The 25,453-nt window shown below is 68.4% G+C and carries 26 protein-coding genes; 14 read left to right on the top strand and 12 right to left on the bottom strand.

Annotated elements, in window-relative coordinates; genetic code table 11:
* Positions 1-259: 259 nt before the first annotated feature.
* Positions 260-817: a TetR/AcrR family transcriptional regulator gene (locus ABZV44_RS08300; RefSeq protein ID WP_354833390.1), complete on the bottom strand. Its 558-nt coding sequence runs from the start codon at positions 815-817 to the stop codon at positions 260-262.
* A gap of 431 nt (positions 818-1,248) precedes the next feature.
* Between ABZV44_RS08300 and ABZV44_RS08295 the strand changes: the two genes are divergently transcribed.
* The gene (locus tag ABZV44_RS08295) at positions 1,249-2,673 is read left to right on the top strand and encodes an MFS transporter (RefSeq protein WP_354833388.1); all 1,425 of its coding nucleotides are present in this window, start codon (positions 1,249-1,251) and stop codon (positions 2,671-2,673) included.
* A gap of 112 nt (positions 2,674-2,785) precedes the next feature.
* On the top strand, positions 2,786-3,484 hold the full coding sequence (locus ABZV44_RS08290) for a hypothetical protein (RefSeq protein WP_354833386.1): 699 nt from the start codon (positions 2,786-2,788) through the stop codon (positions 3,482-3,484).
* A gap of 10 nt (positions 3,485-3,494) precedes the next feature.
* Here the strand turns inward: ABZV44_RS08290 and ABZV44_RS08285 are convergent, their stop codons facing one another.
* Positions 3,495-4,517 (bottom strand): helix-turn-helix domain-containing protein, encoded by a 1,023-nt coding sequence (locus ABZV44_RS08285; protein WP_354833384.1) that lies wholly within the window; start codon positions 4,515-4,517, stop codon positions 3,495-3,497.
* Between the two features lie 239 nt (positions 4,518-4,756).
* Between ABZV44_RS08285 and ABZV44_RS08280 the strand changes: the two genes are divergently transcribed.
* Positions 4,757-5,800, top strand: coding sequence for an AraC family transcriptional regulator ligand-binding domain-containing protein (locus ABZV44_RS08280; protein WP_354833382.1), 1,044 nt, complete (start codon positions 4,757-4,759; stop codon positions 5,798-5,800).
* A gap of 30 nt (positions 5,801-5,830) precedes the next feature.
* On the opposite strand, the gene ABZV44_RS08275 is transcribed toward ABZV44_RS08280, so the two are convergent.
* Complete coding sequence (locus ABZV44_RS08275) at positions 5,831-6,880, bottom strand: AraC family transcriptional regulator ligand-binding domain-containing protein (protein ID WP_354833381.1); 1,050 nt, start codon at positions 6,878-6,880, stop codon at positions 5,831-5,833.
* A 167-nt stretch (positions 6,881-7,047) separates the two neighbouring features.
* On the opposite strand from ABZV44_RS08275, the gene ABZV44_RS08270 reads away from it, so the two are divergent.
* The 3 genes from ABZV44_RS08270 to ABZV44_RS08260 all read left to right on the top strand — a co-directional run bounded on the left by ABZV44_RS08270 (position 7,048) and on the right by ABZV44_RS08260 (position 9,665).
* Positions 7,048-7,713 carry a class I SAM-dependent methyltransferase gene (locus ABZV44_RS08270; RefSeq protein WP_354833379.1) on the top strand — a complete coding sequence of 222 codons (666 nt, stop codon included), beginning with the start codon at positions 7,048-7,050 and terminating at the stop codon, positions 7,711-7,713.
* A 127-nt stretch (positions 7,714-7,840) separates the two neighbouring features.
* Positions 7,841-8,308, top strand: coding sequence for a VOC family protein (locus ABZV44_RS08265; RefSeq protein WP_354833377.1), 468 nt, complete (start codon positions 7,841-7,843; stop codon positions 8,306-8,308).
* 124 nt (positions 8,309-8,432) lie between these two features.
* Positions 8,433-9,665, top strand: coding sequence for an FAD-dependent monooxygenase (locus ABZV44_RS08260; RefSeq protein WP_354833375.1), 1,233 nt, complete (start codon positions 8,433-8,435; stop codon positions 9,663-9,665).
* A gap of 9 nt (positions 9,666-9,674) precedes the next feature.
* Here the strand turns inward: ABZV44_RS08260 and ABZV44_RS08255 are convergent, their stop codons facing one another.
* From ABZV44_RS08255 to mca, 3 genes are all read right to left on the bottom strand, one after another.
* Positions 9,675-9,905 carry an alpha/beta hydrolase fold domain-containing protein gene (locus ABZV44_RS08255; RefSeq protein WP_354833373.1) on the bottom strand — a complete coding sequence of 77 codons (231 nt, stop codon included), beginning with the start codon at positions 9,903-9,905 and terminating at the stop codon, positions 9,675-9,677.
* Between the two features lie 81 nt (positions 9,906-9,986).
* Positions 9,987-10,298, bottom strand: coding sequence for a hypothetical protein (locus ABZV44_RS08250; protein ID WP_354834065.1), 312 nt, complete (start codon positions 10,296-10,298; stop codon positions 9,987-9,989).
* Positions 10,298-11,200, bottom strand: a complete 903-nt coding sequence (gene mca, locus ABZV44_RS08245) for a mycothiol conjugate amidase Mca (RefSeq protein ID WP_354834062.1) — start codon at positions 11,198-11,200, stop codon at positions 10,298-10,300. The genes ABZV44_RS08250 and mca overlap by 1 nt, the downstream gene beginning before the upstream one ends.
* Before the next feature lie 228 nt (positions 11,201-11,428).
* Between mca and ABZV44_RS08240 the strand changes: the two genes are divergently transcribed.
* Both ABZV44_RS08240 and greA read left to right on the top strand, forming a co-directional pair.
* Positions 11,429-11,845: a DUF4307 domain-containing protein gene (locus ABZV44_RS08240; protein ID WP_354833372.1), complete on the top strand. Its 417-nt coding sequence runs from the start codon at positions 11,429-11,431 to the stop codon at positions 11,843-11,845.
* 245 nt (positions 11,846-12,090) lie between these two features.
* Positions 12,091-12,582, top strand: a complete 492-nt coding sequence (greA, locus tag ABZV44_RS08235) for a transcription elongation factor GreA (protein ID WP_354833370.1) — start codon at positions 12,091-12,093, stop codon at positions 12,580-12,582.
* Between the two features lie 254 nt (positions 12,583-12,836).
* Here the strand turns inward: greA and ABZV44_RS08230 are convergent, their stop codons facing one another.
* Positions 12,837-13,979, bottom strand: a complete 1,143-nt coding sequence (locus tag ABZV44_RS08230) for a cystathionine gamma-synthase (protein ID WP_354833368.1) — start codon at positions 13,977-13,979, stop codon at positions 12,837-12,839.
* Positions 13,980-14,233: 254 nt separating this feature from the next.
* On the opposite strand from ABZV44_RS08230, the gene ABZV44_RS08225 reads away from it, so the two are divergent.
* Positions 14,234-15,409: an acyl-CoA dehydrogenase family protein gene (locus ABZV44_RS08225; protein WP_354833366.1), complete on the top strand. Its 1,176-nt coding sequence runs from the start codon at positions 14,234-14,236 to the stop codon at positions 15,407-15,409.
* Positions 15,410-15,483: 74 nt separating this feature from the next.
* Positions 15,484-15,828 (top strand): DUF6401 family natural product biosynthesis protein, encoded by a 345-nt coding sequence (locus ABZV44_RS08220; RefSeq protein ID WP_354833365.1) that lies wholly within the window; start codon positions 15,484-15,486, stop codon positions 15,826-15,828.
* Positions 15,829-15,891: 63 nt separating this feature from the next.
* Here the strand turns inward: ABZV44_RS08220 and ABZV44_RS08215 are convergent, their stop codons facing one another.
* Positions 15,892-17,049: a hypothetical protein gene (locus tag ABZV44_RS08215; protein ID WP_354833363.1), complete on the bottom strand. Its 1,158-nt coding sequence runs from the start codon at positions 17,047-17,049 to the stop codon at positions 15,892-15,894.
* Between the two features lie 252 nt (positions 17,050-17,301).
* Positions 17,302-17,952: a transglycosylase SLT domain-containing protein gene (locus ABZV44_RS08210; RefSeq protein WP_354833361.1), complete on the bottom strand. Its 651-nt coding sequence runs from the start codon at positions 17,950-17,952 to the stop codon at positions 17,302-17,304.
* A 704-nt stretch (positions 17,953-18,656) separates the two neighbouring features.
* On the opposite strand from ABZV44_RS08210, the gene ABZV44_RS08205 reads away from it, so the two are divergent.
* The gene (locus tag ABZV44_RS08205; protein ID WP_354833360.1) at positions 18,657-19,217 is read left to right on the top strand and encodes a DUF6529 family protein; all 561 of its coding nucleotides are present in this window, start codon (positions 18,657-18,659) and stop codon (positions 19,215-19,217) included.
* Positions 19,218-19,289: 72 nt separating this feature from the next.
* Here the strand turns inward: ABZV44_RS08205 and ABZV44_RS08200 are convergent, their stop codons facing one another.
* Positions 19,290-20,678 carry a cystathionine beta-synthase gene (locus tag ABZV44_RS08200; protein WP_354833358.1) on the bottom strand — a complete coding sequence of 463 codons (1,389 nt, stop codon included), beginning with the start codon at positions 20,676-20,678 and terminating at the stop codon, positions 19,290-19,292.
* Between the two features lie 81 nt (positions 20,679-20,759).
* Between ABZV44_RS08200 and ABZV44_RS08195 the strand changes: the two genes are divergently transcribed.
* The 3 genes from ABZV44_RS08195 (at position 20,760) to ABZV44_RS08185 (ending at position 23,301) form a co-directional block, all read left to right on the top strand.
* The gene (locus tag ABZV44_RS08195; protein WP_354833356.1) at positions 20,760-21,224 is read left to right on the top strand and encodes a hypothetical protein; all 465 of its coding nucleotides are present in this window, start codon (positions 20,760-20,762) and stop codon (positions 21,222-21,224) included.
* Positions 21,225-21,552: 328 nt separating this feature from the next.
* Entirely contained in the window at positions 21,553-22,770 is a 1,218-nt protein-coding gene (locus tag ABZV44_RS08190) for an acetyl-CoA C-acetyltransferase (protein WP_354833354.1), read from the top strand.
* A 192-nt stretch (positions 22,771-22,962) separates the two neighbouring features.
* Positions 22,963-23,301 carry a DUF1330 domain-containing protein gene (locus ABZV44_RS08185; protein WP_354833352.1) on the top strand — a complete coding sequence of 113 codons (339 nt, stop codon included), beginning with the start codon at positions 22,963-22,965 and terminating at the stop codon, positions 23,299-23,301.
* Positions 23,302-23,437: 136 nt separating this feature from the next.
* Here ABZV44_RS08185 and ABZV44_RS08180 read toward each other — a convergent pair whose 3' ends face one another.
* The gene (locus tag ABZV44_RS08180) at positions 23,438-24,295 is read right to left on the bottom strand and encodes a Bax inhibitor-1/YccA family protein (protein ID WP_354833350.1); all 858 of its coding nucleotides are present in this window, start codon (positions 24,293-24,295) and stop codon (positions 23,438-23,440) included.
* Between the two features lie 183 nt (positions 24,296-24,478).
* Positions 24,479-25,405: an LLM class F420-dependent oxidoreductase gene (locus ABZV44_RS08175; protein WP_354834059.1), complete on the bottom strand. Its 927-nt coding sequence runs from the start codon at positions 25,403-25,405 to the stop codon at positions 24,479-24,481.
* Positions 25,406-25,453 lie beyond the last annotated feature (48 nt).

Here is a 25,453-nt window from a genome sequence, read left to right as displayed (position 1 = left end):
AGGTCCGCGCGGCACCGATGAGGACAACCCAGCGCGCGGTCATGCGATCGCCTCGGCATCGCTGATGTCTACGACGTCAGCACAGTTGGCCATCAGGCCACTCCGTCCTCGTGGTGTTGTCGTGTGCACGGCGACTTCGCACAACGCGGCCGGCAGCCTCCGCGATGCTATTCGATATCGAATCGAATTCGACTTTATGGCTCGTGGCGCGAGCTTGTCAACATCCGGCCGACGTGCGCGAGGGTCGGGACTTTCCGCCTCAGCCCGGTGGCGCGTATGTCCCCAGGTACGCAGCGACCAGGCGACGCGCCTCGTCGATCGTGGCGTCATGCCCCTCCGGAGAGCGCCGGAAGGCGACATCGAAGAGCCTGTCGGCGGCCTCGAAGGCGAGTTCGACAACGACCGGCGGGGTATCGGGACGAATCAGGGCCTGCTCGGTGAGGTAGCGCCACAGGTGCCGCGCCTGCGACGCGTCGAACGTCTGTGCCAGTTCGCTGAGCAACGAGCTACGCCCCGAGAACCAGAGCTCGCCGAAGCTCGGATGTTCGCGCATGTACGCGAGATACAGGTCGCCGACCGTATCGCAGGCGTCGCGCAGGGTGCCCGGCTCGCTGCGACCCAATGCGGCACGCAGACCTTCGTCGAGTTCGCGCAGATACCGCTGCGCCAGCTCGGTTTCGACCTGATGCCGGTCGGCGAAGTAGTGATACACCGAGGCCACCGGAATGCCCGTTCGCTCGCCCATCGCCTTGAGGGTGGCAGCCTCGTAGCCCCGCTCACCGAGCAATGCCTCGGCGGCGTCGAGAATGGCCTGCACACGCTTGACTCCTCGGCGCTGGACCGGAGCAGGGCGGGTGGAAGCCCGAGGTGTCGACAGATTTTCGAACACGATTCGAGATCGTAACAGCGCCAAATTCGAGACCGAAATCGATTCGATATCGGTAACGCAAGACAGGGCCGGACGAGGCTACATCGCGGCAACCGTGCGATGAGGCGGCCGCACCGTCGCCCATCAGGGTTTGCGAGCCACACCGCAGTCGCAGAGGACCTTGGTTTCCGAGCAGGGCAACCACCCACCTTCTCGCGACGAGCAGGACTCGCACTAGATGTCACATACCCCCCTTGGGTATGGGATAGGTCACAGCTGTCAAAGCTGTTCCAATATACCCCTTGGGGGTATCAATGGACGGGTTGGAACTGCCAGCGGCCGACCGGCCGCCCGAGATCTCTGTCAGGGGAGTGATTCCTATGTCCACCCGGAACTCCGCGCCGCCGCCGTCGCGACGCTGGATCGCCTTGGGGCTCATCGCCCTCGCCCAGTTCATGGTCATCATGGACACCTCGATCATCGGCGTCGCGCTGCCGGAAATGCAGGGTGCCCTGGGGTTTTCACAGGGGAATCTGTCGTGGGTGTTCAATGCGTACGTCGTCGTCTTCGGCGGGTTGCTGCTGCTCGGCGGCAAGCTGTCCGACATTGCAGGGGCGCGGCGGATATTCCGGATCGGCTGGGGCGTACTGGGTATCGGGTCACTGGTGGCGGGGCTGGCCGGGAACGCCGCGGTCGAGCTGATCGGGCGTGGCGTGCAGGGCGCGGGGGCCGCGCTGATCGCCCCGTCGGCGCTGACGCTGCTCATGATGCTGTTCGGCAGCAATCCGGGCGAGCTGACCAAGGCGTTCGCCGTGTACGGGGCCGCCGCGCCCGCCGGTGGCACCGCAGGCGTGTTCCTGGGCGGGCTGATCACCCAATACGCCTCGTGGCCTTGGGTTTTCTACATCAATATCCCGATCGCGCTGGCAGCGCTGCTGGCCGCGCCGGCCCTCGTGCCCGACGGCGCGATGGCGCCGCACGCCTCGGTCGACCTCCTCGATGCGGTGACCGCCACCCTGGGCCTGGGCGCCGCGGTGTTCGGTGTGGTGCGGGCGGATTGGGCCGCGAGCTCGACCTGGGTGGTGCTGTTCGCGGCCGCCGTGCTGCTGGGCGCGTTCGTCGCGATTCAGGCCCGGCGCAAGGAACCGCTGATGCCGCTGAGCATCTTCCGGGCCCCGGATCTGGGTGCGGCCAATCTCGCGCAGGTGCTGCTGGGTGCGGCGTGGGTGCCGATGTGGTTCTTCCTGAACCTGTATCTGCAACAGGTGCTCGGGTATTCGGCGTTCCCGTCCGGCGCGGCGCTGCTGCCGATGACCGCGCTGATCATGGTCGGCATGATCGCGATCTCGCCGAAACTGTTCGCGCGCTTCGGGGCTCGCACCATGACCGTCGCCGGTCTGCTGCTGCTCGCGGCCGGCCTGGTCTGGCTGTCGTTCATCCGACCCGACGGCAACTTCTGGATCGACGTCCTGCCCGGCTCGCTGGTGGCCGCGCTCGGCATGTCGCTCGCGTTCATTCCCACCCTGCAGACGGCCATTTCGGCCGCGCCGCCGCAGGAGGGCGGTCTCGCCTCGGGCATCGTGAACACCGGCTACCAGATCGGTTCCGCGCTCGGCCTCGCCGCGGTCACCGCCATCGCCGCGCACGCGGGCGCCGACCGCCTCGGGGATACGGACGCACTGACCGGCGGCTTCTCCGCGGCCTTCGTCGCGGCGGCGGTCATCGCGGTCGCCGCGGCGGCGCTCGCCCTGGCCACCTTCCGGTCACCGGCCCGGCGCGCCCGGGCGGTCGCGGCCGGAGTGTGACGGGACCCGGCCGGATCGGAAACATGAACGGCCCGACGGGAACCCACCCCGCCGGGCCGTTCGCCCGCACCGGAGATCGGGCGCCCATTCGCCGGGGTGCATGATGGGGCGCATGCTTCCCACCGACCGCCTGCACCAGGTCGACCGGCATCCCGCCGTGATCGATACGCCGCTCGGCACCGTCGTGTTCGCTGTCGCGCTCGGCTCGGAACGGGTACCAACCGGTCCGGATGCCGTGTGGCGCTTGGCGAACGGCTCGCACCTGCACCGCTGGCGGCACCGGGACGCCACGGTCGATCTGCTCCTGGGCCGCATCGAGATGCCGGCCTGGGACGGCGGCGCGGCCGTACCCATGTGGGCGGGAATCTGGCAGGTGCAGGCGCATTCGGCGGTCCCGGCACTGTCCTTCTCGGCCGAACTGACCGATCTGTCCGCGGACACGTTCTGTGGTCCCGACTCCGGTGAATGCCTCGCCGCCGTGACCGCCGAGAACGACCGCTTCTCGGTGTCGATCGGCGGCCCGGATTCCGAACTGCTGGCCATGCAGGCCGCCGACGGCCGGCTCATGCCCGCCGACTGGGCGGACCAGCTGCCCGCCGACGGCAATGACGACGACTCCGAATACGGTGTGCGCTACCTGGATCCGGCCGGAATCCAGTGGCGGCTACCCGGTCTCGCCACCACGGAGGTGGCACGGCTCTGCATCGCGACCGCCTGGTGCCCCCGCGACGACGACCGGCCCGCAGCCTGGTTCGCGGTCGACATCCCCCTCGACACCGCCTACCTCCACCTCACCACCGACCGCCCCTGACGACCGCCGGCTACCCGGATATCGAACCGGTGGCCGCCCACCGGCGGAACTCGTCCGGGGATTGCCCCGCCCGACGGCGGAACGCCCGCCGCAGCGACCTCGGGTCGGTGTAGCCGAGCCGGGCCGCGATCGCGTACATGGGAAGATCGGTGCCGCGCAACAGATCCGACGCGTGCTCATGGCGGACCATGTCGACCTCGGCACGCCAGCTGGTGCCCAGCTCCTGCAGACGACGTTGCAGGGTGCGCGGGCTGATGGCGAGCCGGGCGGCGACCTGATCGAGTTCGAGTTCGCCGCCCGCCATCGCCTCCAGCAGCACCTCCCGGATCCTGCCGATCGGGCTGGGCACGGGACGCGCACTGGCGAGCAGCAGTTCGGCGTAGCCGCGATGGATCCGGCCCAGGTTCGGGTCGCCCCCGGTGGGCAGGGCCGCCGCATCGAGGAAGGTCAGCTCGGAGTGGGGGGCCTCGAAGCAGATCCGGTTGGTACCGAACGCCTCGACGAGATGCCGGTGATTGCGCGGCGCGCGGTGCCGGAACGCCACCCGGACCGGAACCAGCGGATGCCCGGTCGCCTCACGGGCCCGCTGCAGCATCACCGCGAGCGTGAACTCCTCGACCAGCCCCAGGATCGGCCCCGGTTCGACGGTCGCCGTATCCCGGACGACGAGCAACCCGCCGCTCTCCAGCACCTGGCCGCCGCCGAGCGGATCCGCGACGACGGCGCGCAATTCGACCACGCTGCGCAGACTTTCGGCCAGCGTCGGCCCGCTCGAGAACAGGTAATCCCACACCGACAGGCTCCCCCGTGTGGCCGTGGCCGCCGCGCACAGACCTCCCGTCGGCCCCGCGGCCGCATAGATCAGCTCCCAGAGCCGCCACGCCGAGCCGGTCGGAACCCGCACCAGATCATCGCCGAGCTGATCGGCCCCCAGCTCCAGCGCGCTGAAGAGTTGCGGCGCCGACGCTCCCGCCCGCAGCGCCGCCTCCCGAACCAGGGCCGCCAGCCGCGACGAAATGGTATTGCCGATCATCGCCGCAGCTTAGCGACCACCGATTACTTCTGAACGGGACCTTCGGGACCGCGACCCGACCATTGCTGCCCGGCCGCTGACCGGCCGGCCCGCCGTCACCTCGGACGCTGAGGTCACCCACGTCGTGCGTCCTGTTTCAAAAACCGCACCGCACAGTCTAATTTGGACCCTCGTGCATTGCACCGTGAGTGCAACACGATGCCACCGCCCGTCGATGACGCTCCACTCCCGGGATCCCAATGACCATCCACCCCACCGGTATTCACGCCCCCGCCGGGGCCGGGCTCGACCCCGACGCACAGGTGATGGACACCGTGCTGCTGCCGGGCTATGTGCTGAGCACGATCGGAGTGTGCGAGGACACGCGACATCGCCTGGCCCTCGCGGCGGACCTGCCGGGCTGGCTGCTGACCTCGCCCGAATCCATGGTGCCCAGCGAGCGGTATCTGCGGCTGTGGGAACTCGTCGAACACGAAACCCAGGATCCCGCCATCGCCGTCCGCACCGCACTCGAGTACACGCCGGGACAGCTCGGCATCATCGACTACCTGCTGCTCACCGCACCCACCCTGGGTGCGGGACTCGCGCTCACCGATCGATTCATGGACGCGTGCTCGACCAACCGGGAGTTCCGGGCGGTCGCCGACGCCGATCCGGACGGTGTGACGACGGTGTACACCGGCCTGACCCGGGGTGAGGGCCGCGGCAGCGAACTGGCCATGCACACCGGCCTGTGCGGGATGATCGTGAAAATGCGCACGGCCACCGGGCAGCACGTGGTGCCGGTGGACGTGCGACTGCGACAGCGGGCGCCCAAGGGCCGGGCGGAGCTGACCGCGCTCACCGAGCTGTTCGGTACGCCCCGAATCGATTTCGGGGCGGCCACCAATCGCGTCACCTTCCGGAACGCCGATCTGGCGCTGCCGCTGCTGCGCGCCGACCCGGTCCTGAACCGAATCCTGGTGCAGCAGGCCGAGATGACGGCGCCACCGCGCATCACCACCTGGTCCGACCGGCTGCAGCAGGAGCTGGCGTCGATGCTGATCGACGGCGCGGTGACCATCGACGCGGTGGCCCGCCGGCTGCTGACCGGCCGTCGCACCCTGCAGCGCCGCCTCGCCGAGGAGCGCACCTCCTGGCGGTACGAGCTCGAAAAGGCCCGCAGGCGACAGGTTCTCGACCAGCCGCTGGGCCTCACCCAGGCCGAGCGCGCCCGCCGCCTCGGCTACTCCGATCCGAGGTCGCTGCGCCGCGCCCAGCAACGCTGGACCGACGTGAGCTGAGCGGGCCGCGGTGCGCCTCCGCGCCAGCGGTCACCGCGGCTGATCCCGGCGGAAGCTCGCGGGTGACTGCCCGGTCCAGCGGCGGAAAGCCCGGGCCAGCACCCGGTGATCGCGGTACCCGAGGCGCAACGCCACCGACCGCACCGGCACCGTGTGGTCGCGCAGCAGGGCGATCGCCGTGTCCCGGCGCACGATCTCGAGCTCCGCGCGCCAGCTGGTGCCGTGCTCGGCCAGGCGGCGCTGCAAGGTCCGGTCGCTGATCCGGAGGGCGGTGGCCACCTCCGCCAAACCCACCCCGTCGCCGCCGGACTCCGGCAGCGCCGCGTGCAGCGCCGCGCGGAAGACATCCAGCCAGGCCGGTCCGGGCCCGATCGAGTCGATCAGCTGCTGCGCGTGCGATCGCAGAATCCCCTGCAGGACAGGATCATTCGTCCGGCCACGGGTCTCCGCGGTGGTGAGGAAGGTGATGGCGTCCCGGTCCTGACCGAAGTGGATGTTCCCGGTGCCGAGGGCACGGATCAGGTGCGCACGATGGTCGGGACCCCGGTGCGAGAAGTCGACCCGCACCGGCCGGCCCGCGTCGCCGAAGCTCTCCGTCGCCCGCCGCACCATCACCGCCATGACGAATTCCTTGTTGGCGGCCTCGGCCGCGCCCCGATGCGGCAGATCGAGATAGCGTGCGGTGAGCAGGGATCCGTCCTCCACCACCTCCAGATCGACCCGGCGGTCGCAGATGGTGTTGTTGTAGCGCGCCGCGTCGCGCAGGCCCTCGGCGAGTGTGGGCGCATTGCCGATGAGGTAGTCCCACACGTGCAGCCGCCCCAGCTCGGCCACGTCCGCGGCCAGCACTCCGGCCTCGGGTCCCGCCAGCCGGTGCAGCAGCTCCCACAGCCGCGACGCCGTCGCGGTCGGGATACGCATCGTGTCGTCGAACAGCAGTGCCGGATCACGACCGAGCAACTGGGCGATCTGCTCCGTCTCGGCGCCCGCCCGCCGGGCCGCGTCCGCGATCACCCCCACCACATGGGACGAGACGGTATTGACCGCATTGCCGGACGGGTCCAGGACCGTAGTCGCCATCTCTGCCACCTTCTCACGGAATTGCGCCGAGACTCCCGTTAACTCGGACCTTTCGGTACGTATTCCCCTTGCGCCGACCCGCAGAGTAAGCGCATCGGGAACCGCCACCGCCCTGCTGGAGGAGCTGGGCATAGGCGATGATGCCCGTCCGGCGTACTGTCGAGTCTGTGAGCAGTGACGCCGTCCCGGCGGCAGCGGCGGAGGGCTCGGACCTGTGGGCCCGGGCTTTCGCGACGCTGTACGACCCTCTGCTGTGGATGGGCGAGAGGGCGGGGATGGGCACTCGCCGGCGAAATTTACTCAGCCGTGCGAGGGGGCGGACTGTCGAGCTCGGCAGCGGCACCGGCCTCAACCTGGGGTACTACCCGGACGGCCTGGACGAGCTGATCTTGACCGAACCGGAGGCCGCGATGCGGACGCGGTTGGCGCGGAGGCTGCGTCGCAGCCGACATCACGCACGCGTGCTCGACGCATCGGCCGAAAAACTGCCGTTCGCGGATGGAACCGTGGACACGGTCGTCTCAACGCTCGTGCTGTGCACTGTCGACGACCCTGATCCGGTGTTGCGGGAGATCGAACGCGTGTTGCATCCCCGCGGCCAGCTGCTGTTTCTCGAGCACGTGCGTTCCGAGTCGCCGCGACTTTCCGCTTGGCAAGACCGTCTCGCCGAGCCGTGGCGCCGGTTCGCCGAGGGCTGCCACTGCAACCGCGCCACCCTCGAACTGATCCGGGCGTCCGGGCTGGAACTCGAAGACGTCCAGGAAATGCCGTGGCGGGCAATGCCCCCGATCGTTCGACCGCTGATCACGGGCGTGGCCACCAAAAACGGTTGAGAGCCGGCGACCCATCCGGGCGGTGGCCACTCGCGCCAGGAGAGTGCCGTTCCGCGTCAGCGGCATGGTGAAGTGGCATCCTTCAGGGGTTCATGCCCCGCTCGTCGCACCCCGATCAGGAGGCACCATGGCCGGATTGGTCCGCATCCGCCACGTCAAACTGCCGGTCAGCGACCTGGCGCACAGTGTCGCCTGGTACTGCGACCTGCTGGATCTGCGCCTGGCGGGCGAGTTCCGGGAGGAGGGTGAGCTGCGCGGGGCCCAGCTCATGCACCCGTCCGGCTTCGGCATCACGCTGTGGGAGCGCGAATACTGCGCGGGCACACCGGATTTCCGCGGCTTCGATGTCTTCGCCCTGGAGGTGGACTCGGTCGACGACCTGCACGCCTTCGCCGCCCGCGCCGACGAACTGGAGTACACCCGCGGCGAGGTGATCGATCGCGGCCCGTACGGCGCGATCCTGGATCTCGCCGACCCCGACGACACCGTGGTGCGGCTGCTGGCCAACAACCCCTTCCACGCGGATCGATTCCTCGGGATGGACACCGACGGCAAGGGCGGGTTCACCGTCTACGACACCCCGACCCTCGGCTGAGTACCTTCCCGGAAGCACATATCTCCAGGTAGGCATGCCTGAGACATTTGTACTAGACAAGCGTGCCAGCGATTTAGTACATTTGTCTTAGACGTTAGAGCCAACCGAGAGGGCCCGACACACCATGAAGACCACCGCCAACTCGCTGCACATCCTCGTTTCCGGCGGCGGCATCGCCGGCAATGCCGTTGCGCTGCAACTGCTCCGGGCCGGAGCACGGGTCACCGTCGTGGAGCGCGCCACTGCGCCCCGCCCCGGCGGCCAGGCCGTCGACCTGCGCGCCGCCAGCAAGGAGGTCGCCGAGCGCATGGGCTTGATGCCGGGCATCCGCAAATACCAGCTCGAAGAGCTGGGCATGGCCTGGGTCGACCGCAACGGCACCGAATACGCCGCCCTGTCGATGGAGGCCTTCGACGGCAAGGGCCCGATCGCCGAAATCGAGATCACCCGCGGCGATCTGAACCAGGTGCTGCTCGATCTGCTGGCCGAAACTCCGGGCAAGCTCGACTACCGCTACGGCGAGTGGATCGAGACCCTCGACCAGGACGACACCGGCGTCACCGTCGGCTTCGGCTCCGGCGCGACCGGGCGCTTCGATCTGGTGGTCGGCGCGGACGGCGTGCACTCGCCGGTCCGTCGCCTCGCCTTCGGCCCGGAGGAACAGTTCTCCACGTACCTGGGCGGCTACACCGCCTTCTTCACCATGCCCACCCCCGCCGACGCCAAGCCGGGCTGGTTCGCCATGCACTCGGTGCCCAGCGCCGCCGTCGGCATCCGCCCCGACCGCGACCCGCGCACCGCCAAGGCCATCCTGACCCTCCGCACCGCGGAGAACCCCGCGCTGCGCCGCGATGTCACCGCCCAGCAGCGCCTCATCACCGACATGCTCGCCGAGGCCGGCTGGCACGCGCCCACCGCGCTCGCGGCCATGCCCGACGCACCCGACTTCTACTTCGACGTGCTGGCCCGCATCGACATGCCGACCCTGGCCGCCGGGCGGGTCACCCTGGCCGGCGACGCGGGCTACTGCGGCTCCCCCCTGACCGGTATGGGCACGGCGATGGCGCTGGTGGGTGCGTACATCCTGACCGGCGAAATCGCCGCCACCCCGGACGATCTGACCGGCGCGCTGGCCCGCTACGAGGAGCGGGTGACCCCGTTCCTGGACGCGGCCAAGGAACTTCCCGGCGGTGGCATCCAGATGATGCTCCCGAAGTCGAAGGTCCTGACCGCCCTGGGCCGGCTCAATATGCGGATCATGACCTCGGGCCCGATGCTCCCGCTGACCCGGAAGCTGTTCGAGCCCAAGGCCGAGGACTACCGGCTGCCCGCGTACGAGACCGGGACGCTGGTCTGAATCCCGGCCTCAGCCGAGATGCTTGCGCAGGAAGGCCGCGATCTCGTCGGTGGCGGCCGCCGCCTCACCGGGCGACAGCGTCACATCGACGCCCGCGGCCCGCGCGGCGGCCGCGAAGCCCTCGGAATCACTGAGCAGCAGTTCGGCCGTGCCGACCTGGATCAGCAGCAGCGGCAAACCGGCCGGGTCAGCGAAAAGCGGTGAGGCCGAAGGAATTCGGGGATCAGCACGATTCAGCACCAATTCGCCGTTTGTTCCGGCGGCCCCCGGACATGCCACGACCCCGGTCACCGGACCGGGGTCGTGGGATGCCGAGGGGATTCAGGCGGTGCCGTTGGTGGCTTCCGGCTTGGTCTCGCTGCGCGGCTCGGACTCGGTGTCCTCCGCCTGCGCGGCCTCGTGATCCTCGCGCGCCGCGATGCCGTGCTCGGTGCCCTCGTCGGCTTCCTGGTCCGCCTCCGGATTTTCCGGGGAGAACTCGGCGGGCAGGTTCTTGATGTGCCTGTTCATGTTCCGGATGAGCAGGATGGTGCCGGCCAGCAGCACCAGCACGATGACCAGACCCAGCGGGGACGCCTTGCCGAACTCGGGTCCGGTGGGCGAGTTGGTGCCCTGGGCGAGCAGCGTGAGCATCATCGGTCGGTGTCCTCGGTGTCGGCGGCGTCGAAGCCGGAATCGGCCTCGTCGATTCCCGCGAACAGGTCGGTCTCCGGGATCGCGGTCTTGACCCGGGTCTTGGCCAGCTCGAACTCCTCGGTGGGCCACAGTCGCTGCTGCATCTCGAGCGGAATCGCGAAGAAGGCGCCGTTGGGGTCGATCTGGGTGGCGTGGGCGCGCAGGGCGTCGTCACGCTGCGGGAAATACTTGGCGCACTCTACCTGGGTGGTGACCCGCGCCATGATGTCGCCGCGCTCGGCGGCGTACTTGCGCATGCGGTCCATCCAGTCCTGCATGGGGAAGGGCTCGCCGCGGCGCGCGTACTCGTCGGCGAACACCTCCAGCCGGGTGAGGCTGAAGCCGTGGTTGTAGTACAGCTTGAGCGGCTGCCAGGGCTCGCCCGCGTCGGGGAACCGCTCCGGATCGCCCGCCGCCTCGAAGGCCGCGACCGACACCTTGTGGCACATGATGTGATCCGGGTGCGGGTAACCGCCCATCTCGTCATAGGTGGTCATGACGTGCGGCCTGAACTGGCGGACCACACGCACCAGCGCCTCGGTGGCCTCCTCCAGGGGCACCAGCGCGAAGCTGCCCTCGGGCAGCGGCGGCAGCGGATCGCCTTCCGGCAGACCGGAATCCACGAAGCCGAGCCAGGTCTGGCGGACGCCGAGCGCCTCGGCGGCGGCGGCCATCTCCTCGCGGCGGACCTCGGTGATGCGGTCCTTGATGCCGGGGGTGTCCATGGCGGGGTTCAGGATGTCGCCGCGTTCCCCACCGGTGAGGGAGACGACCAGCACGTCATTGCCTTCGGCGGCATAGCGCGCGGTCGTCGCCGCGCCCTTGCTGGATTCGTCGTCGGGATGCGCGTGCACCGCCATGAGGCGAAGACCACTCACTTCTCGTTCACCTCACCGATCACGTTTTTCACCTCGTAGCGTCGAGCTGTATCAATTGGCACGTGCAGGGGTCCTGTGTGGGTACGCAAGCTTCCGCCTCCGGACCCTGACCGCACGTGCCGAGTCCAGACACAGGCATCAGATATGCATTCCCTATAGTTCCATCCGATCGTTGTTTGTTCCGACCTACCCCCCGGGAGCGTCCCCGACATGAGTGAAAGACCGGCTGACCGGTACGGGATTGCGCCTCGGAAGACCCGCCGCTGGCTCCCCTACGCCCTCGGAGCGGTCGTCATCCTCGCCGGGCTCGGGGTCGCCTATCTGGGCTACCGCACCTACGGGCCGCAGGCCATCGAACCGGATCGGATCGGCTACACGATCGTCGACGACTCCACGGTCAGCGTGGATTTCAAAGTGACACGCAAGGATCCGGGCCAGGCGGTCGTCTGCTTCGTGCGCGCCATGGACGGCGACTCCGACGAGGTCGGCCGCCGCGAGATTCTGGTGCCCGGCTCCGACTCCGGCACCGTCCGCGTGGTCACCACGATCAAGACCACCCGACGGGCCGGCGCCGGCAATGTCTACGGGTGCACCGACCATGTGCCGGCCTATCTGCGCGCCGGGTGAATCGTCCGTTAAGCGACCCGCTTTGACGCTTCTACCTGCGCCTTTCCGAATCGTGCTAAAATGACGCGATACACGGTTCCGACGTTCGGAGCCGTGTTTGCTGCATTGACGGCCGGCGCTGTCGGGACTCTCCCCAGGGATCGCTCTGGCTGTCCACTGGCTGCTGTGCCCATCTCCGGATGGCCACGGTAGCGGGCATCAGGGAATCCCGGCTTGCCGGGGACAACTACTAGGGAGTGATCGAGATGACTGAGACCGTGACTTGGCTGACCCCGGAGTCGCACGAGAGGCTCACGAGCGAACTCGGCGCGCTCATCGCCAACCGTCCCGTCATCGCGGCCGAAATCAACGAGCGCCGTGAAGAGGGCGACCTCAAGGAGAACGGCGGTTACCACGCGGCGCGTGAGGAGCAGGGCCAGCAGGAGGCGCGCATTCGCCAGCTGCAGGAGCTGCTGAACAACGCCAAGGTTGGCGTCGCGCCCACCAAGTCCGGCGTCGCCCTGCCCGGCTCGGTCGTCAAGGTCTACTACGACGGCGACGAGACCGACACCGAGACCTTCCTCATCGCCACCCGCGAAGAGGGCCTCGGCAGCGCCGACCTCGAGACCTACTCCCCCAACTCCCCGTTGGGCGGCGCCCTCATCAACGCCAAGGTCGGCGAAACCCGCGAATACACCCTGCCCAATGGCAACACCATGAAGGTGACGCTGGTCTCCGCGGAGCCCTACCACAGCTGATTTACGACCGACGGATTCGCGGCCCCGGTCCACCCGGACTCCGGGGCCGCAATGTTTGTCGGTACCGGCCGCGAACAGCGAAGCGCCGCACCAAAAATGGTGCGGCGCTTTGTTTTTCGGAACGCGACAGCTGATTTCGGGAGGCCCGTGGTAACTCACCGGGTACCCCCGAAATCGGTTCGGATCCAGACCGCCGGCACGGGTGCGTGACCGAGCACGGCACCCGGCCGCCCGCTAAAGGCGCGGGGAGGCGGTCAAGCCAGGGCCTGCTCGATGTCCGACAGCAGGTCGCTGATGTCCTCGATGCCGACGGAGAGGCGGACCAGGTCGGCGGGGACCTCGAGGGCCGAGCCGGCGGTGGAGGCGTGGGTCATGGCGCCGGGGTGCTCGATGAGAGATTCGACGCCGCCGAGGGATTCGGCGAGGGTGAAGATCTTGGTCTTGGCGCAGAAGGCGAGGGCCGCATCCCTGCCGCCGTGGACGCGCACCGAGATCATGCCGCCGAAGCGGCGCATCTGCTTCTGGGCCACGGTATGGCCGGGGTGCTCGGGCAGGCCGGGGTAGATGACCTGTGCGATCTTGGGGTGATTCGCGAGGAATTCGGCGATGGTCTCGGCATTGTCGCAGTGCCGGTCCATGCGCAGGGCCAGCGTCTTGATGCCGCGCATGGTGAGGAAGGCGTCCATCGGGCCGGGGACCGCGCCCGCACCGTTCTGCAGGAACGCGAACTTGGCGTCCATCTCCTGATCGTCGGTGATCAGCGCGCCGCCCACCACATCCGAGTGCCCGCCCAGGTACTTGGTGGTCGAGTGCAGCACGATGTCCGCGCCCAGCAGCAACGGCTGCTGCAGGTAGGGCGAGGCGAAGGTGTTGTCCACCACCAGCTTCGCGCCGCCCGCGTGCGCCACCTCGGCCAGCGCCGCGATATCGCCGACGTTCAGCAGCGGGTTGGTCGGCGTCTCGACCCACACCAGCTTGGTGTTGGGGCGCATGGCCGCGGCGACCGCGTCCACATCCGACACCGGCGCGACCGAGTACTCGATCCCCCACTGGGTGAACACCTTGTCGATGAGCCGGAAGGTGCCGCCGTACGCGTCGTTCGGGATCACCATGTGGTCACCGGGCCGCAGGTTCGCGCGGATCGCGCAGTCGGTGGCCGCCATACCCGAGGCGAAAGCCCGCCCGTAGGTACCGGATTCGAGCGCCGCCAGGTTCGCCTCCAGCGCCGTGCGGGTCGGGTTCCCGGTGCGCGCGTACTCGTACCCGCCGCGCATCCCGCCGACACCGTCCTGGGCGAACGTCGAACTCGCATAGATCGGCACGTTCACCGCACCGGTCTGAGGGTCCGGATCGAACCCAGCGTGCACCGCCCGTGTGGAGAAACCCAGCTCGCTCATGCGAACAGCCTAAGGAAGCTGCAGATTCGCCCATGCCCCGGGTCGGGGCCCGCACCGCCGCCACCGCTGCCCGCGCGTCGAACGACCACGGCCGACACCCTGCTCGGAGCGGAAACCCCTGGTCCACCCCGCAGAGCGAGCGGGGTGCCGGAGCCGTCGGCACCGGACCCGGCGCTGCCGGCCGTCGCCCGGCCCGGCGCTGTCGACCCGGCGCGGCATTGTGAGTCCGGCGGCGGCGGTTCTAGGGTGGGCCCATGGTCACCGTGGACGAGCTGTTCGCCATCGATTCCCTGCTCAGTGACGAGGAGCGGGCGATCCGGGATACGGTGCGCGCCTTCGCCGCGGAGCGATTGCGGCCGCGCGTGGCGGAGTGGTTCGAGGCGGGGACGTTTCCGGCGCGGGAGCTGGCGCCGGAGCTGGGGAAGCTCGGGCTGCTGGGGATGCATCTGGACGGGTACGGGTGCGCGGGGACCTCGGCCACGGCGTACGGGCTGGCCTGCCTGGAACTGGAGGCCGTGGATTCGGGTGTGCGCAGCATGGTTTCGGTGCAGGGGTCGCTGGCCATGACCGCGATCCACAAGTACGGGTCCGAGGAGCAGAAGCTGCGGTGGCTGCCGGAGATGGCGGCGGGCCGGGTGATCGGATGCTTCGGGCTGACCGAGCCGGACTTCGGTTCGAACCCGGGCGGCATGCGGACGCGAGCGCGGCGAGACGGGGACGACTGGATCCTCGACGGGTCGAAGATGTGGATCACCAACGGGTCGGTCGCGGATGTGGCCGTCGTGTGGGCGCAGTCGCGCGAGGGTGAGCGGGATGTGATCCGCGGATTCGTAGTGCCCACGGACACACCGGGTTTCAGCGCTCGCGAGATGAAGCACAAGCTGTCGCTGCGCGCGTCGATCACCGCCGAACTCTCCCTCGACGGCGTCCGGCTGCCCGCCGACGCCCTGCTGCCCGAGGCCCGCGGACTCCGCGCGCCGCTGGGCTGCCTGTCCGAGGCGCGTTTCGGCATCATCTTCGGCGCGCTCGGCGCGGCCCGCGACTGCCTGTCCGCCACAATCGAATACGCGCGGACCCGCGAGGTGTTCGACAAGCCGCTGGCGGCCTACCAGCTCACCCAGGCCAAACTGGCCGACATGGCACTCGAACTCGGCAAGGGCGAACTGCTGGCGCTGCACCTCGGCCGATTGAAGGACCGGCACGAGATCTCCAACGAGCAGATCAGCGCCGGCAAGCTGAACAGCACCCGCGAGGCCATCAAGATCGCGCGCGAGTGCCGGACCATCCTGGGCGCGAACGGCATCACCCTCGAGTACCCGGTGCTGCGGCACGCCAACAACCTGGAGTCCGTCCTCACCTACGAGGGCACCGCCGAAGTGCATCAGCTCGTCCTCGGCGAGGCCCTGACAGGCGCGAAAGCGTTCCGCTGACCGGCAGTTCCGGCGAATTGCGCGATATGTCACAGCCGGTCCCCCAGGTGCCGGTCGATTGCTAGCATCACCGGGTGTTTGTGCCCGGCTCCGCCCTGCTCGTCGTTTCGGCGCGTAAAACCCTGAACCGCCTGCAGCGCACCCACGGAGCCCCCGCCGCGGAGGCCGCGGCCGTCTTCCCCGGTGTGTCCGCAGCGATCGACCAGCATGCCGCGGCCATCCGCGACATCCTCGACCTCGGCGTCGAGAACTCCGGCCTCGTCCCGGCAAGCGTCCTGCTGGCCGGCTACGCCCGCGGCATCCTCGAGGACCTGCGCGAAGCCGAGGCCGTCCTCCCCCACTCCCTGCTCGACTGGCAGGACGCCGACTGGCTCCACCTGCGCCTGGCGGGCGTCTGCTCGCTGGCCCGCGCCTCCTGACCTCACGATGACGCAGCCCCGGGGTGGAAGCCCCGGGGCTGCTCGGTTTCCGGCTGCGTGGGATCAGCCCATGTCGTCGCGATCGCCCCGGTCCTGACTGCCGGGCCGCGGCATCTGCCCGCTGGAACGTGGGGGCTGTCCGGGCGGCATCGGCGGTCCGGGCGGCGGCATCTGGCCGGGTTGTGCAGGCATCTGGCCGGATTGGGGCGGCATCTGCCCAGGCTGCGGCGGCATCTGCCCGGGCTGCGGCGGCATCTGCCCGGATTGCGGCGGCGGCATCTGGCCGGGCTGCGGCGGCGGCATCTGGCCCCCGCCGCCCGGTCCGTGGCCGCCATACTGGCCGTATCCCGGTTGCCCGTAACCCATCTGGCCGCTTTCGGGCTCGGCCCACTTGCCCGGAGGCATCTGGCCCATGCCCTGCCCCGCCATCATGGGCCGGGTGGCCGAGCGCTGCGCCCACATGGCCGCCTCCTGCGCCTGCCGCTGGCGGGCCGCATCCTCACGGCCCCGCTGATAGGCCTGCGCATGCCCCTTCACCTCGGGCATTTCGCCCTCGATGGCGTCGAGCCAGCCCGCCCACCGTTCCTGCATGGGCCGGATCAGGCCACCGCCGAGACCGACGATGAGGACACCGCCGATCGTGGCCAGCACCGTGATGAGAATCGGCATGGTGACCGATGTTCCCACCCCGATCTGGTTGAGGGCCGCGATGATGCCGATGCCCCAGATGAACACCGCCGCAATGCGTCCCAGCGTGCGGCCGTAGTCCAGACCGCTCAGCATGTTGGACACCATGTCCTGCACGACGCGCGCGATCGCGCCCGCAATACAGACGATGACGATGGCGACCGCCAAGCGGGGTAGCCAGGCCACGATGCCGTTGAGCATGGTGCTCACCGGGTTCGGGCCGAAGACGCCGAAGCCGAGCTGCAACGTGATCAACAGAATCGCGTAGTAGGCCAGCTTGGCGATGATGCCGGTGGCGTCGTAACTGCCGCGGGCCAGCATGTCCTTGATGCCGCCGCGTTCCACCAGCCGATCGAACCCGACCCGGTTCAGGATCCGGGTCACCAGCTTGGCCACGAGTTTGGCCACGAGCCAGCCGATGAACAGAATGACCAGGAACCCGACGAATTTGGGCACCCACGTGGCGATGGAACTCCACGCGTTCGAGAGCCCCTGTCCGATCTGGATATCGATAGCCGAACTCGAGGTGTGCATGACCCCGTCCCTTCGCTATCCGTTCCGGCCGTGTGCCGGAACTGCTCTTCGGGGTCGTTATACGCCTGGTCGATCGTCGAGTTCGCTCGTTTGCGAAATAGTTGCCAAATCAGATGCCTGAGATTAGCTAAATGGCGGTAAGACCGCCGCCGAGACTCCGGCGACGGGCACCGCGAGCCGAGAAACGACACGATGGCCCGCCCCTCACGGGGCAGGCCATCGCGGTGTGGTCCGGTACGTCGTCGGACCGGATCAGTAGGCGCTGAAGACGTTGTCCATCGAGCCGTAGCGGTGCGCCGCGTAGTTGCAGGCAGCCACGATGTTGGCGACCGGGTCCCAGACGTCGAAGGCGGTGCCGTCGACGTGGTACGCGTTGAAGGTCGGGTCGATCACCTGGAGCAGGCCCTTGGACGGGATGCCCATGGCCGCGTTGGAGTCGTACAGGTTGATCGCCTGCGGGTCGCCGCTGGATTCGCGAATGATGTTGCGGTAGATGCCGTCGTAGCTACCCGGGATGCCGTGCTGGGCCATGATGTCCAGCGCGTGGCGGATCCAGCCGTCCAGGTTGTCCCCGTAGGCGGGGGCGGGCGGCGCGGGGGCCGGAGCCGGCTCGGGAGCGGGCAGCGGGGCCGGCATGGGCGCCGGGGCCGGAGCCGGAGCCGCAACTTCGGCCGCGGGAGCGGGGGCGGGAGCGGGAGCGGGCTGTTCCTTGACCGGAGCGGCGGCGGGCGCGGCGACGGCCAGGGAGGCCTTCAGCGCGGCCGGCTGGACATCTCCGCTGGCGGCGGCGCCGGCGGCGGTGATGATGGAGCCGAAGACGCCCAGAGCGAGGGCGGCGGCGCCGGCCGTACGAGCGGTGGCAACTACCTTGCTACGTCTAGCAGGGTCACTGAGAGCAGTCATAACATTCTTGGGCATGGCGAATTTGGATTCCTGTTCGGTTTCGGGCTCGCGGGCCTGAAGAAGGCAGCGCAGGACCATTCGGGCGTCTCACGGACCCCCGTCTGCGTACCTCGGGCTGTTGTGGATGCTGTTGTGAAACCCGGTATGGGTCAATGGGTTTGGCACACTGCGCGGAGTGCAGTGGAGACCTTTGCGACCTTCCGGCCGCGGTGCCTCATTGCACCGATGTAGTGATCACGTTCCGCATGTGTGTTCACATCTCCTTGCGCCATTCAGACTTGCGGTCTGTTTCCGACAAGGTCACAGCTTGATTGCGTGTTGTGAACACAGCCTGAATCAAAAGTGAACAGAAAGTGAACTGGCCTGTCTGGCAGCCCCGGGACCTGCATTAATACATGCGCTGACCTGGTGATTCAATTCCAAACGCAAAGTGTTTCGGATCACAGAAAAATATCGCCCCAAGATCGCGATATACCGATATTTGCCTGATTTCTTGCCGTTCATCGGCGTTTCACATTCCAAAAGTAACAGCTCAGCAAATCCACATTGGTTACCACAAATCACATACGTCCCAATCTTCACGCAATATAAAGACCCCGCAACGGTGCATCTCGCTGCCCGCACCGCGGACGACGCACCTGACGGCTGTAACCCGCCGAGGTATCTCCAATGCCCCTTCTGACTACACCATTCACAGAGGCGAGATGTCCTTGCTGACAGACGTTTTCACCGCGTCTCGGCGCAATCTGATCGCGGTGCCGGTGCTGCTGGCCGGCGCCGCGGTCGCGATCGCGCTCGGGATGGCCGGCACCCACTACTGGCCCGGCGCCCAGCCCCTGCCCACCTGGGGCTTCTCCGCACCGCAGATCTTCAAGGCGTATCTGAGCAGCGTGGTGCTGGTGCTGATCGGCGGCCAATTGCTGACCGCCGTCTGGATCTACCGGTTCCACGCGCCGCGATCGGTGCACCTCTACCACCGGCTGTGCGGCGTGCTGGCCTTCCTGCTCAGCCTGCCGGTGGCCTTCTACTGCCTCTACAGTTTCGGCTTCCAGTTCGGCCGGGGCGTCACGGGCCGGGTCATGGCGCACTCCGTCGCGGGCGTGGTGTTCTACGGCGCCTTCGCCTCGAAAATGCTGACGCTGCGGCTGAAGCGGACGCCGGGCTGGCTGCTGCCGATCCTCGGCGCCCTGGTCTTCACCAGCTTCGTGCTGGCATGGACGCTGGCGTCGCTCTGGTGGTTCCGTACCGTCGGATTCGGGAGATGAGCAGCCGCGAAAAGCAGACCGCCCGCCGGAACCAGCTGCGGTTCCGGCGGGCGGCGAATACTCGGCTGCGACCTAGGAGAGGGCGCCGGTGCTGAGGAAACCGAGCAGGTCGTGGCGGGTGATGACGCCGACCGGCTTGCCGTCCTCGACGACCATGAGGGCGTCGGTGGACTCCAGCAGCTTGGTGGCGGCCGCGACCGGCTCGCCCGCGCCGATGAGCGGGAAGGCCGGGCTCATGTGCTTGGCGACCGGGTCGGTGAGCTTGGCTCGACCCTCGAAGACGGCCGACAGCAGATCGCGCTCGGTGACCGAACCCGCGACCTCGCCCGCCATCACCGGCGGCTCCGCACCGACCACCGGCATCTGCGAGACGCCGTACTCGCGCAGGATCTCGATGGCGTCGCGCAGCGTCTCCTGCGGGTGGGTGTGCACCAGGTCCGGCAGCTCACCGGACTTGCCGCGCAGCACGTCTCCCACGTGCACCTCGGTGTCCGCACCGTCGAGGCGGGTGCGCAGGAAGCCGTAGGAGCTCATCCACTGGTCGTTGAAGATCTTGGACAGGTAGCCGCGGCCGCCGTCCGGCAGCAGCACGACCACCACGGCGTCCGGATCGCGCTCGGCGACCTTGAGCGCCGCCACCACGGCCATACCGCAGGAGCCGCCGACCAGCAGGCCCTCCTCACGGGCCAGGCGACGGGTCATCTCGAAGGAGTCGGCGTCGGAGACGGCGATGATCTCGTCCGGGATGGCCGGGTCGTAGGCGGTGGGCCAGAAGTCCTCGCCGACGCCCTCGACCAGGTAGGGGCGGCCGGTGCCGCCGGAGTAGACCGAGCCCTCCGGGTCCGCGCCGACGATCTTGACCTTGCCGCCGGAGATCTCCTTCAGGTACCGGCCGGTGCCGGTGATGGTGCCGCCGGTACCGACGCCCGCCACGAAGTGTGTGATCTTGCCCTCGGTGTCGCGCCAGATCTCCGGGCCGGTGGTCTCGTAGTGCGATTCCGGGCCGCCCGGGTTGGAGTACTGGTCCGGCTTCCACGCGCCCGGGATCTCGCGCACCAGGCGGTCGGAGACGTTGTAGTAGCTGTCCGGATCCTCCGGCGCGACCGCGGTCGGGCAGACCACGACCTCGGCGCCATAGGCGCGCAGCACGTTCCGCTTGTCCTCACTGACCTTGTCGGGGCAGACGAACACGCACTTGTAGCCGCGCTGCTGCGCGACCAGGGCGAGGCCCACACCGGTATTGCCGGAGGTCGGTTCGACGATCGTGCCGCCGGGCTTCAGCAGCCCGGCCTTCTCGGCGGCGTCGATCATCTTGACGGCGATGCGGTCCTTCGAGCTGCCGCCCGGGTTCAGGTATTCCACCTTCGCCGCCACCAGTCCCGAGTTCGGACCCACCACGGAGTTCAACCGAACGAGCGGGGTGTTTCCGATCAGATCGACGACATGGTTAGCGATGCGCATACCCCTTATCGTTGCAGAAAGGAGATCCGCGCCCACGCGCACGTCGGAGATATCACGGCGCCGCGAACTACGATCGGCCCTATGTGGATGCCGACGAGCGTGCCCGCCGCCTCCCTGCTCGCCGCCTCCGGCCTCGCGACCATGATCGTCGCGGCCGCGCCCGCGGAGGCCGCGACCGTCGAATTCCCGCAGGTCCCGAGCGTTTATCACGATGCGCTGATCTGTGGCGGCAATATCCGATCCTGGGCCGACATCGGCCCGCAGTGGCCCGGCCGGGCGATCATCAGCATCCAGGCGCTGCCGGTCGCCGGGTTCGATCCGGGCGAGTACAGCTTCGCCCCGCAGTGCATCACCGTGGCCACCGTCGCGTGGCGGAACATGGACACCGGCGCGGCCGGCGAATATCGAGTTCCCGTGCTGGCCGGCTTCTACGGCAGCGAGCACTACGCCCTGTTCCAGGACACCGGGCCCGGGCACATCATCGTCACCGTCTACACCGACATGCCGAACATCCCGGCGCACAGCGCCTTCGACGTCCCCGGGTGACCCACCTTCATCGACTTGCCGAAGATCCTGATCCGCCCGATATCGCGCCTCGACCTGCCCTGGTGAGCCAACTTCATCGCTGCGCTGCCCCATTTCTCACCCTGTCCGTGCCGCGTTCTCACCCTGTCCGTGCCGCGTTCTCACCCGGTCTGTGCCGCGTTCTCACCCGGTCTGTGCCGCGCTGCCGGCAGGCAGCGCGGCGCGAGAGCCGCGAGAGTGAGCGATATCCCACAGTTCAGTAGTTGGGATACGGGCATACCGGATGTTTGAGCCGGAACACACCCGTCGTAAATTCGAAGAGGATCACCCCAGCAAAAAAGGAGTCCTCATGGCTGAGGCCGTCATCGTTTCGTACGCCCGCTCGCCCATCGGCCGCGCTGGCAAGGGTTCTCTGGTGAGCATGCGGCCGGACGACCTCGCCGCGCAGATGGTGCGCGCCGCCCTCGACAAGGTGCCCTCGCTCGCCGTCTCCGACATCGACGACCTGCACCTGGGCTGCGGCCAGCCCGCCGGTGAGGGCGGTTTCAACATGGCGCGCGCCGTGGCCGTGCAGCTGGGCTACGACTCCCTGCCGGGCGTCACCGTCAACCGCTACTGCTCGTCCTCGCTGCAGACCACCCGCATGGCCTTCCACGCCATCAAGGCCGGCGAGGGCGACGTGTTCATCTCCGCCGGCGTCGAGACCGTCTCGCGCTTCCCGAAGGGCACCGCCGACGGCTGGCCGGACTCGCACAACCCGCTGTTCGCCGAGGCCGAGGCCCGCACCAAGGCGACCGCCGAGTCCAACGCCACCTGGACCGACCCGCGCAACGACGACATCCTCCCGGACGTCTACATCGCCATGGGCCAGACCGCGGAGAACGTCGCCACCTACACCGGCATCTCCCGCGAGGACCAGGACCACTGGGGCGTGCGTTCGCAGAACCGCGCCGAGGAGGCCATCAAGTCCGGCTTCTTCGAGCGGGAGATCACCCCGGTCACCCTGCCCGACGGCACCATCGTCACCACCGACGACGGCCCGCGCGCCGGCACCACCTACGAGAAGATCTCGCAGCTGAAGCCGGTCTTCCGCGCCGACGGCACCATCACCGCCGGTAACGCCTGCCCGCTGAACGACGGTGCGGCCGCCCTGGTCGTCATGTCCGACGTCAAGGCGCGCGAGCTGGGCCTGACCCCGCTGGCCCGCATCGTGGCCACCGGCGTCTCGGGCCTGTCCCCGGAGGTCATGGGCCTCGGCCCGATCCAGGCGGTCCGCAACACCCTGAAGACCGCGGGCATGACCATCGACGACCTCGACCTGTACGAGATCAACGAGGCCTTCGCCGTACAGGTGCTCGGCTCCGCCCGTGAGCTGAACATGGACCTGGACAAGCTGAACGTCTCCGGTGGCGCCATCGCCCTCGGCCACCCGTTCGGTATGACCGGTGCCCGCATCACCGCGACCCTCATCAACAACCTGCAGACCCACGACAAGCAGTTCGGTCTGGAGACCATGTGTGTCGGTGGCGGCCAGGGCATGGCGATGATCATCGAGCGCCTGAGCTGAGGCACGAGATACCCGTAGCTGAGCTACGGCATTAGTAGGGCCGCTCGACCTCACGGTCGGGCGGCCCAATTCGTTTGGGGGAAGGCGGGCCACACCCCCTCAGGAGCCGGCTTTACCTGGCGAGTAATCGACTTCGTTCCCCGCAGGCGGAAATATCAAGGGCAGCAAAGCAATCCGACCGAGGAGCCCGAAATGCCCGCCTACGCCATAGCCAATCTGTGGGACGTCGACATCAATGCCGAGATCGTGGAATACCTGGAGCGCATCGACGGCACGCTGGCGCCCTACGGCGGGAAGTTCATCGTGCACGGCGGCACGCAGCGGGTGATCGAGGGTCCGGCCAGTGCGATCGTCATCGTCATCGAGTTCCCCGACTATCAGGCCGTGACCGACTGGTACGAGTCGGCCGCCTACCAGGAGATCCTGCCGCTGCGCCTGCGCAACTGCTCCAGCGTCGGAGTTCTCGCCGCGGACTGCGGCGAGAATCACGTCGCCACCGACGTTCTGAAGGAGGTGGTGACCAACGACTGAACGCTCTCAGGCTGGCTACACAGCAGTGGGCGGGCACCGGATTCCGATGCCCGCCCACTCTTTTCGTCTCGGACGAACTGGGGGTTCGGGGGCCTGGCCCCCGAAAATCTCTCTCAGCCGCGAAGCGGCTGTTCGACTATCTGTCCTGGAAGTAGCTCAGCAGGCGCAGGATTTCGAGGTACAGCCAGATCAGGGTGACGGTCAGGCCGAACGCCACGCCCCACGCCGCCTTCTCCGGAGCCTGGGCCCGGATGAGCTGGTCGGCGGCGTCGAAGTCCAGCAGGAAGCTGAAGGCCGCGACACCGATGACCACCAGGCTGAACACGATCGAGAGGGTGCCGCCCGAGCGCAGGCCGAAGCCGTCGGCGGTGAAGAAGCTGGCGACCAGGTTGCCGAGCATGAGCACCAGGATGCCGATCATGGCGCCCACGATCATGCGGGTGAAGCGCGGGGTGACGCGGATCGCGCCGGTCTTGTAGACCACCAGCATGCCGAAGAAGACGCCGAAGGTGCCCAGCACCGCCTGCGCGATCAGGCCGGATCCGCCGACGCCACCGAATTGAACATTGGTGAACAGGAACGAGAACGAGCCCAGCAGCAGGCCTTCCAGCGCCGCGTAGCTGAGCACCAGCGCCGGGTTGTCCTGCTTGCGGCCGAAGGTCATGATCATGGCGAGCGCGAAGCCGCCGAGGCCGCCGACCGCGAGGAACAGCACGGCCAGGCCGTGGTTGGCCGAGGTGAGCGCGTAGGACAGGATCGCCGTCAGGGTGACCACGCCGAGGGTGATGCCGGTCTTCTGCACCACATCGTCGATGGTCATCGGGCGGGTGGTCGGTACGGCCGGCTGGTAGGGCTGCTGGTAGCCCGGGTACTGCGGCTGCTGACCGTACGGGTTGCTGGGGAACTGTCCGGCTCCAGGCGCCGAGCCGAAGCCGGCGTAGCCGCCCTGCTGCGGCTGCAAGTTCCGGAAGACCGGGTTGGATGTGGAGCGCATTTCCGTGCGTCCCTTTCTGGAGTCGCGGCTCACGTCGGTCGTGGCCATTGAAGCTACTCGTCCAACGCGCTGTGGGGGCCCGGAGTTCCCGAACCCCCACAGGTCGGACGAACCGGACTTTACCTTAGCTTTACTGAATGCGCCGCCCGATAAGCCGCGGTCCGGCCGCGCCGCAAGCTGGTCTCAGCCCAGCCGGCTCATCACGCGAGTTGCGATGAGCTCCAGGTGATCCAGATCGGACAGATCCAGAATCTGCAGGTAAACCCGGCTGGTACCGGCGATCTCGGCATAGCGGCCGATCTTCTCGACCACCTCGTCCGGGCTGCCGGCCAGGCCGTTGGCCTTCAGCTCGTCCACCTCGCGCCCGATGGCGGCCGCGCGCCGCGCCACCTCGGCATCACTCGCGCCGACACAGGCGACCAGCGCGTTGGAGAAGGTGATGTCTTGCGGATCGCGGCCGGTGTCCTTGGCGGCCATGCGGACTCGCTCGAACTGCTCGGCGCTCGCCTCGGCCGACTGGAACGGCGCGTTGAACTCGGTCGCGTACCGCGCGGCCAGGCGCGGGGTGCGCTCGGCGCCCATGCCGCCGATGATGACCGGGATACGCGGCTGCGCGGGCTTGGGCAGCGCCGGGGAATCGGTGAGCGTGTAGTGCTCGCCGGCAAAGGAGAAGGTCTCGCCGACCGGCGTCGACCACAGGCCGGTGACGATCGCCAGCTGCTCCTCGAAGCGGGGGAACCTCCGGGCCGGGAAGGGAATGCCGTAGGCGGCGTGCTCGGCCTCGAACCAGCCCGCGCCGAAACCGAATTCGACGCGGCCGCCGGACATGGCGTCGACCTGGGCCACCTCGATGGCGAGCACGCCCGGGTGGCGGAAGGTGGCCGAGGTGACCAGGGTGCCCAGCCGGATGCGGCGGGTCTCGCGGGCCAGGCCGGCCAGGGTGATCCAGGCGTCGGTGGGGCCCGGGAGACCGTCGGCGTCGCCCATCTTCAGGTAGTGGTCGGACCGGAAGAAGGCGTCGTAGCCGAGGTCCTCGGCGGTCTTGGCGACGGTGCGCAGCGTGTCGTAGGACGCGCCCTGCTGGGGTTCGGTGAAGATTCGAAGATCGATTCGTCCCATGCGCCCGATTATTCGACGTCGCGCGGGCCGGGTACCCAG

The organism is Nocardia sp. NPDC004860, from assembly GCF_040609015.1.
GTDB lineage: Bacteria > Actinomycetota > Actinomycetes > Mycobacteriales > Mycobacteriaceae > Nocardia.
Note: the sequence above shows the minus strand (reverse complement) of the source record. Positions and strands in the feature narration are given on the sequence as shown.

Bases quoted from the DNA above. Each gene is read 5' to 3' on its own strand.
- ABZV44_RS08275 (WP_354833381.1), bottom strand. From the start codon at position 6,880: ATGGCGACTACGGTCCTGGACCCGTCCGGCAATGCGGTCAATACCGTC.
- ABZV44_RS08280 (WP_354833382.1), top strand. From the start codon at position 4,757: ATGACCATCCACCCCACCGGTATTCACGCCCCCGCCGGGGCCGGGCTC.
- mca (WP_354834062.1), bottom strand. From the start codon at position 11,200: ATGGCGGTGCACGCGCATCCCGACGACGAATCCAGCAAGGGCGCGGCG.
- ABZV44_RS08185 (WP_354833352.1), top strand. From the start codon at position 22,963: ATGCCCGCCTACGCCATAGCCAATCTGTGGGACGTCGACATCAATGCC.
- ABZV44_RS08290 (WP_354833386.1), top strand. From the start codon at position 2,786: ATGCTTCCCACCGACCGCCTGCACCAGGTCGACCGGCATCCCGCCGTG.
- ABZV44_RS08230 (WP_354833368.1), bottom strand. From the start codon at position 13,979: ATGAGCGAGCTGGGTTTCTCCACACGGGCGGTGCACGCTGGGTTCGAT.
- ABZV44_RS08215 (WP_354833363.1), bottom strand. From the start codon at position 17,049: ATGCACACCTCGAGTTCGGCTATCGATATCCAGATCGGACAGGGGCTC.
- ABZV44_RS08180 (WP_354833350.1), bottom strand. From the start codon at position 24,295: ATGCGCTCCACATCCAACCCGGTCTTCCGGAACTTGCAGCCGCAGCAG.
- ABZV44_RS08205 (WP_354833360.1), top strand. From the start codon at position 18,657: ATGTCCTTGCTGACAGACGTTTTCACCGCGTCTCGGCGCAATCTGATC.
- ABZV44_RS08240 (WP_354833372.1), top strand. From the start codon at position 11,429: ATGAGTGAAAGACCGGCTGACCGGTACGGGATTGCGCCTCGGAAGACC.
- ABZV44_RS08190 (WP_354833354.1), top strand. From the start codon at position 21,553: ATGGCTGAGGCCGTCATCGTTTCGTACGCCCGCTCGCCCATCGGCCGC.
- ABZV44_RS08195 (WP_354833356.1), top strand. From the start codon at position 20,760: ATGTGGATGCCGACGAGCGTGCCCGCCGCCTCCCTGCTCGCCGCCTCC.
- ABZV44_RS08225 (WP_354833366.1), top strand. From the start codon at position 14,234: ATGGTCACCGTGGACGAGCTGTTCGCCATCGATTCCCTGCTCAGTGAC.
- ABZV44_RS08260 (WP_354833375.1), top strand. From the start codon at position 8,433: ATGAAGACCACCGCCAACTCGCTGCACATCCTCGTTTCCGGCGGCGGC.
- ABZV44_RS08200 (WP_354833358.1), bottom strand. From the start codon at position 20,678: ATGCGCATCGCTAACCATGTCGTCGATCTGATCGGAAACACCCCGCTC.
- ABZV44_RS08210 (WP_354833361.1), bottom strand. From the start codon at position 17,952: ATGACTGCTCTCAGTGACCCTGCTAGACGTAGCAAGGTAGTTGCCACC.
- greA (WP_354833370.1), top strand. From the start codon at position 12,091: ATGACTGAGACCGTGACTTGGCTGACCCCGGAGTCGCACGAGAGGCTC.
- ABZV44_RS08285 (WP_354833384.1), bottom strand. From the start codon at position 4,517: ATGATCGGCAATACCATTTCGTCGCGGCTGGCGGCCCTGGTTCGGGAG.
- ABZV44_RS08250 (WP_354834065.1), bottom strand. From the start codon at position 10,298: ATGCTCACGCTGCTCGCCCAGGGCACCAACTCGCCCACCGGACCCGAG.
- ABZV44_RS08265 (WP_354833377.1), top strand. From the start codon at position 7,841: ATGGCCGGATTGGTCCGCATCCGCCACGTCAAACTGCCGGTCAGCGAC.
- ABZV44_RS08295 (WP_354833388.1), top strand. From the start codon at position 1,249: ATGTCCACCCGGAACTCCGCGCCGCCGCCGTCGCGACGCTGGATCGCC.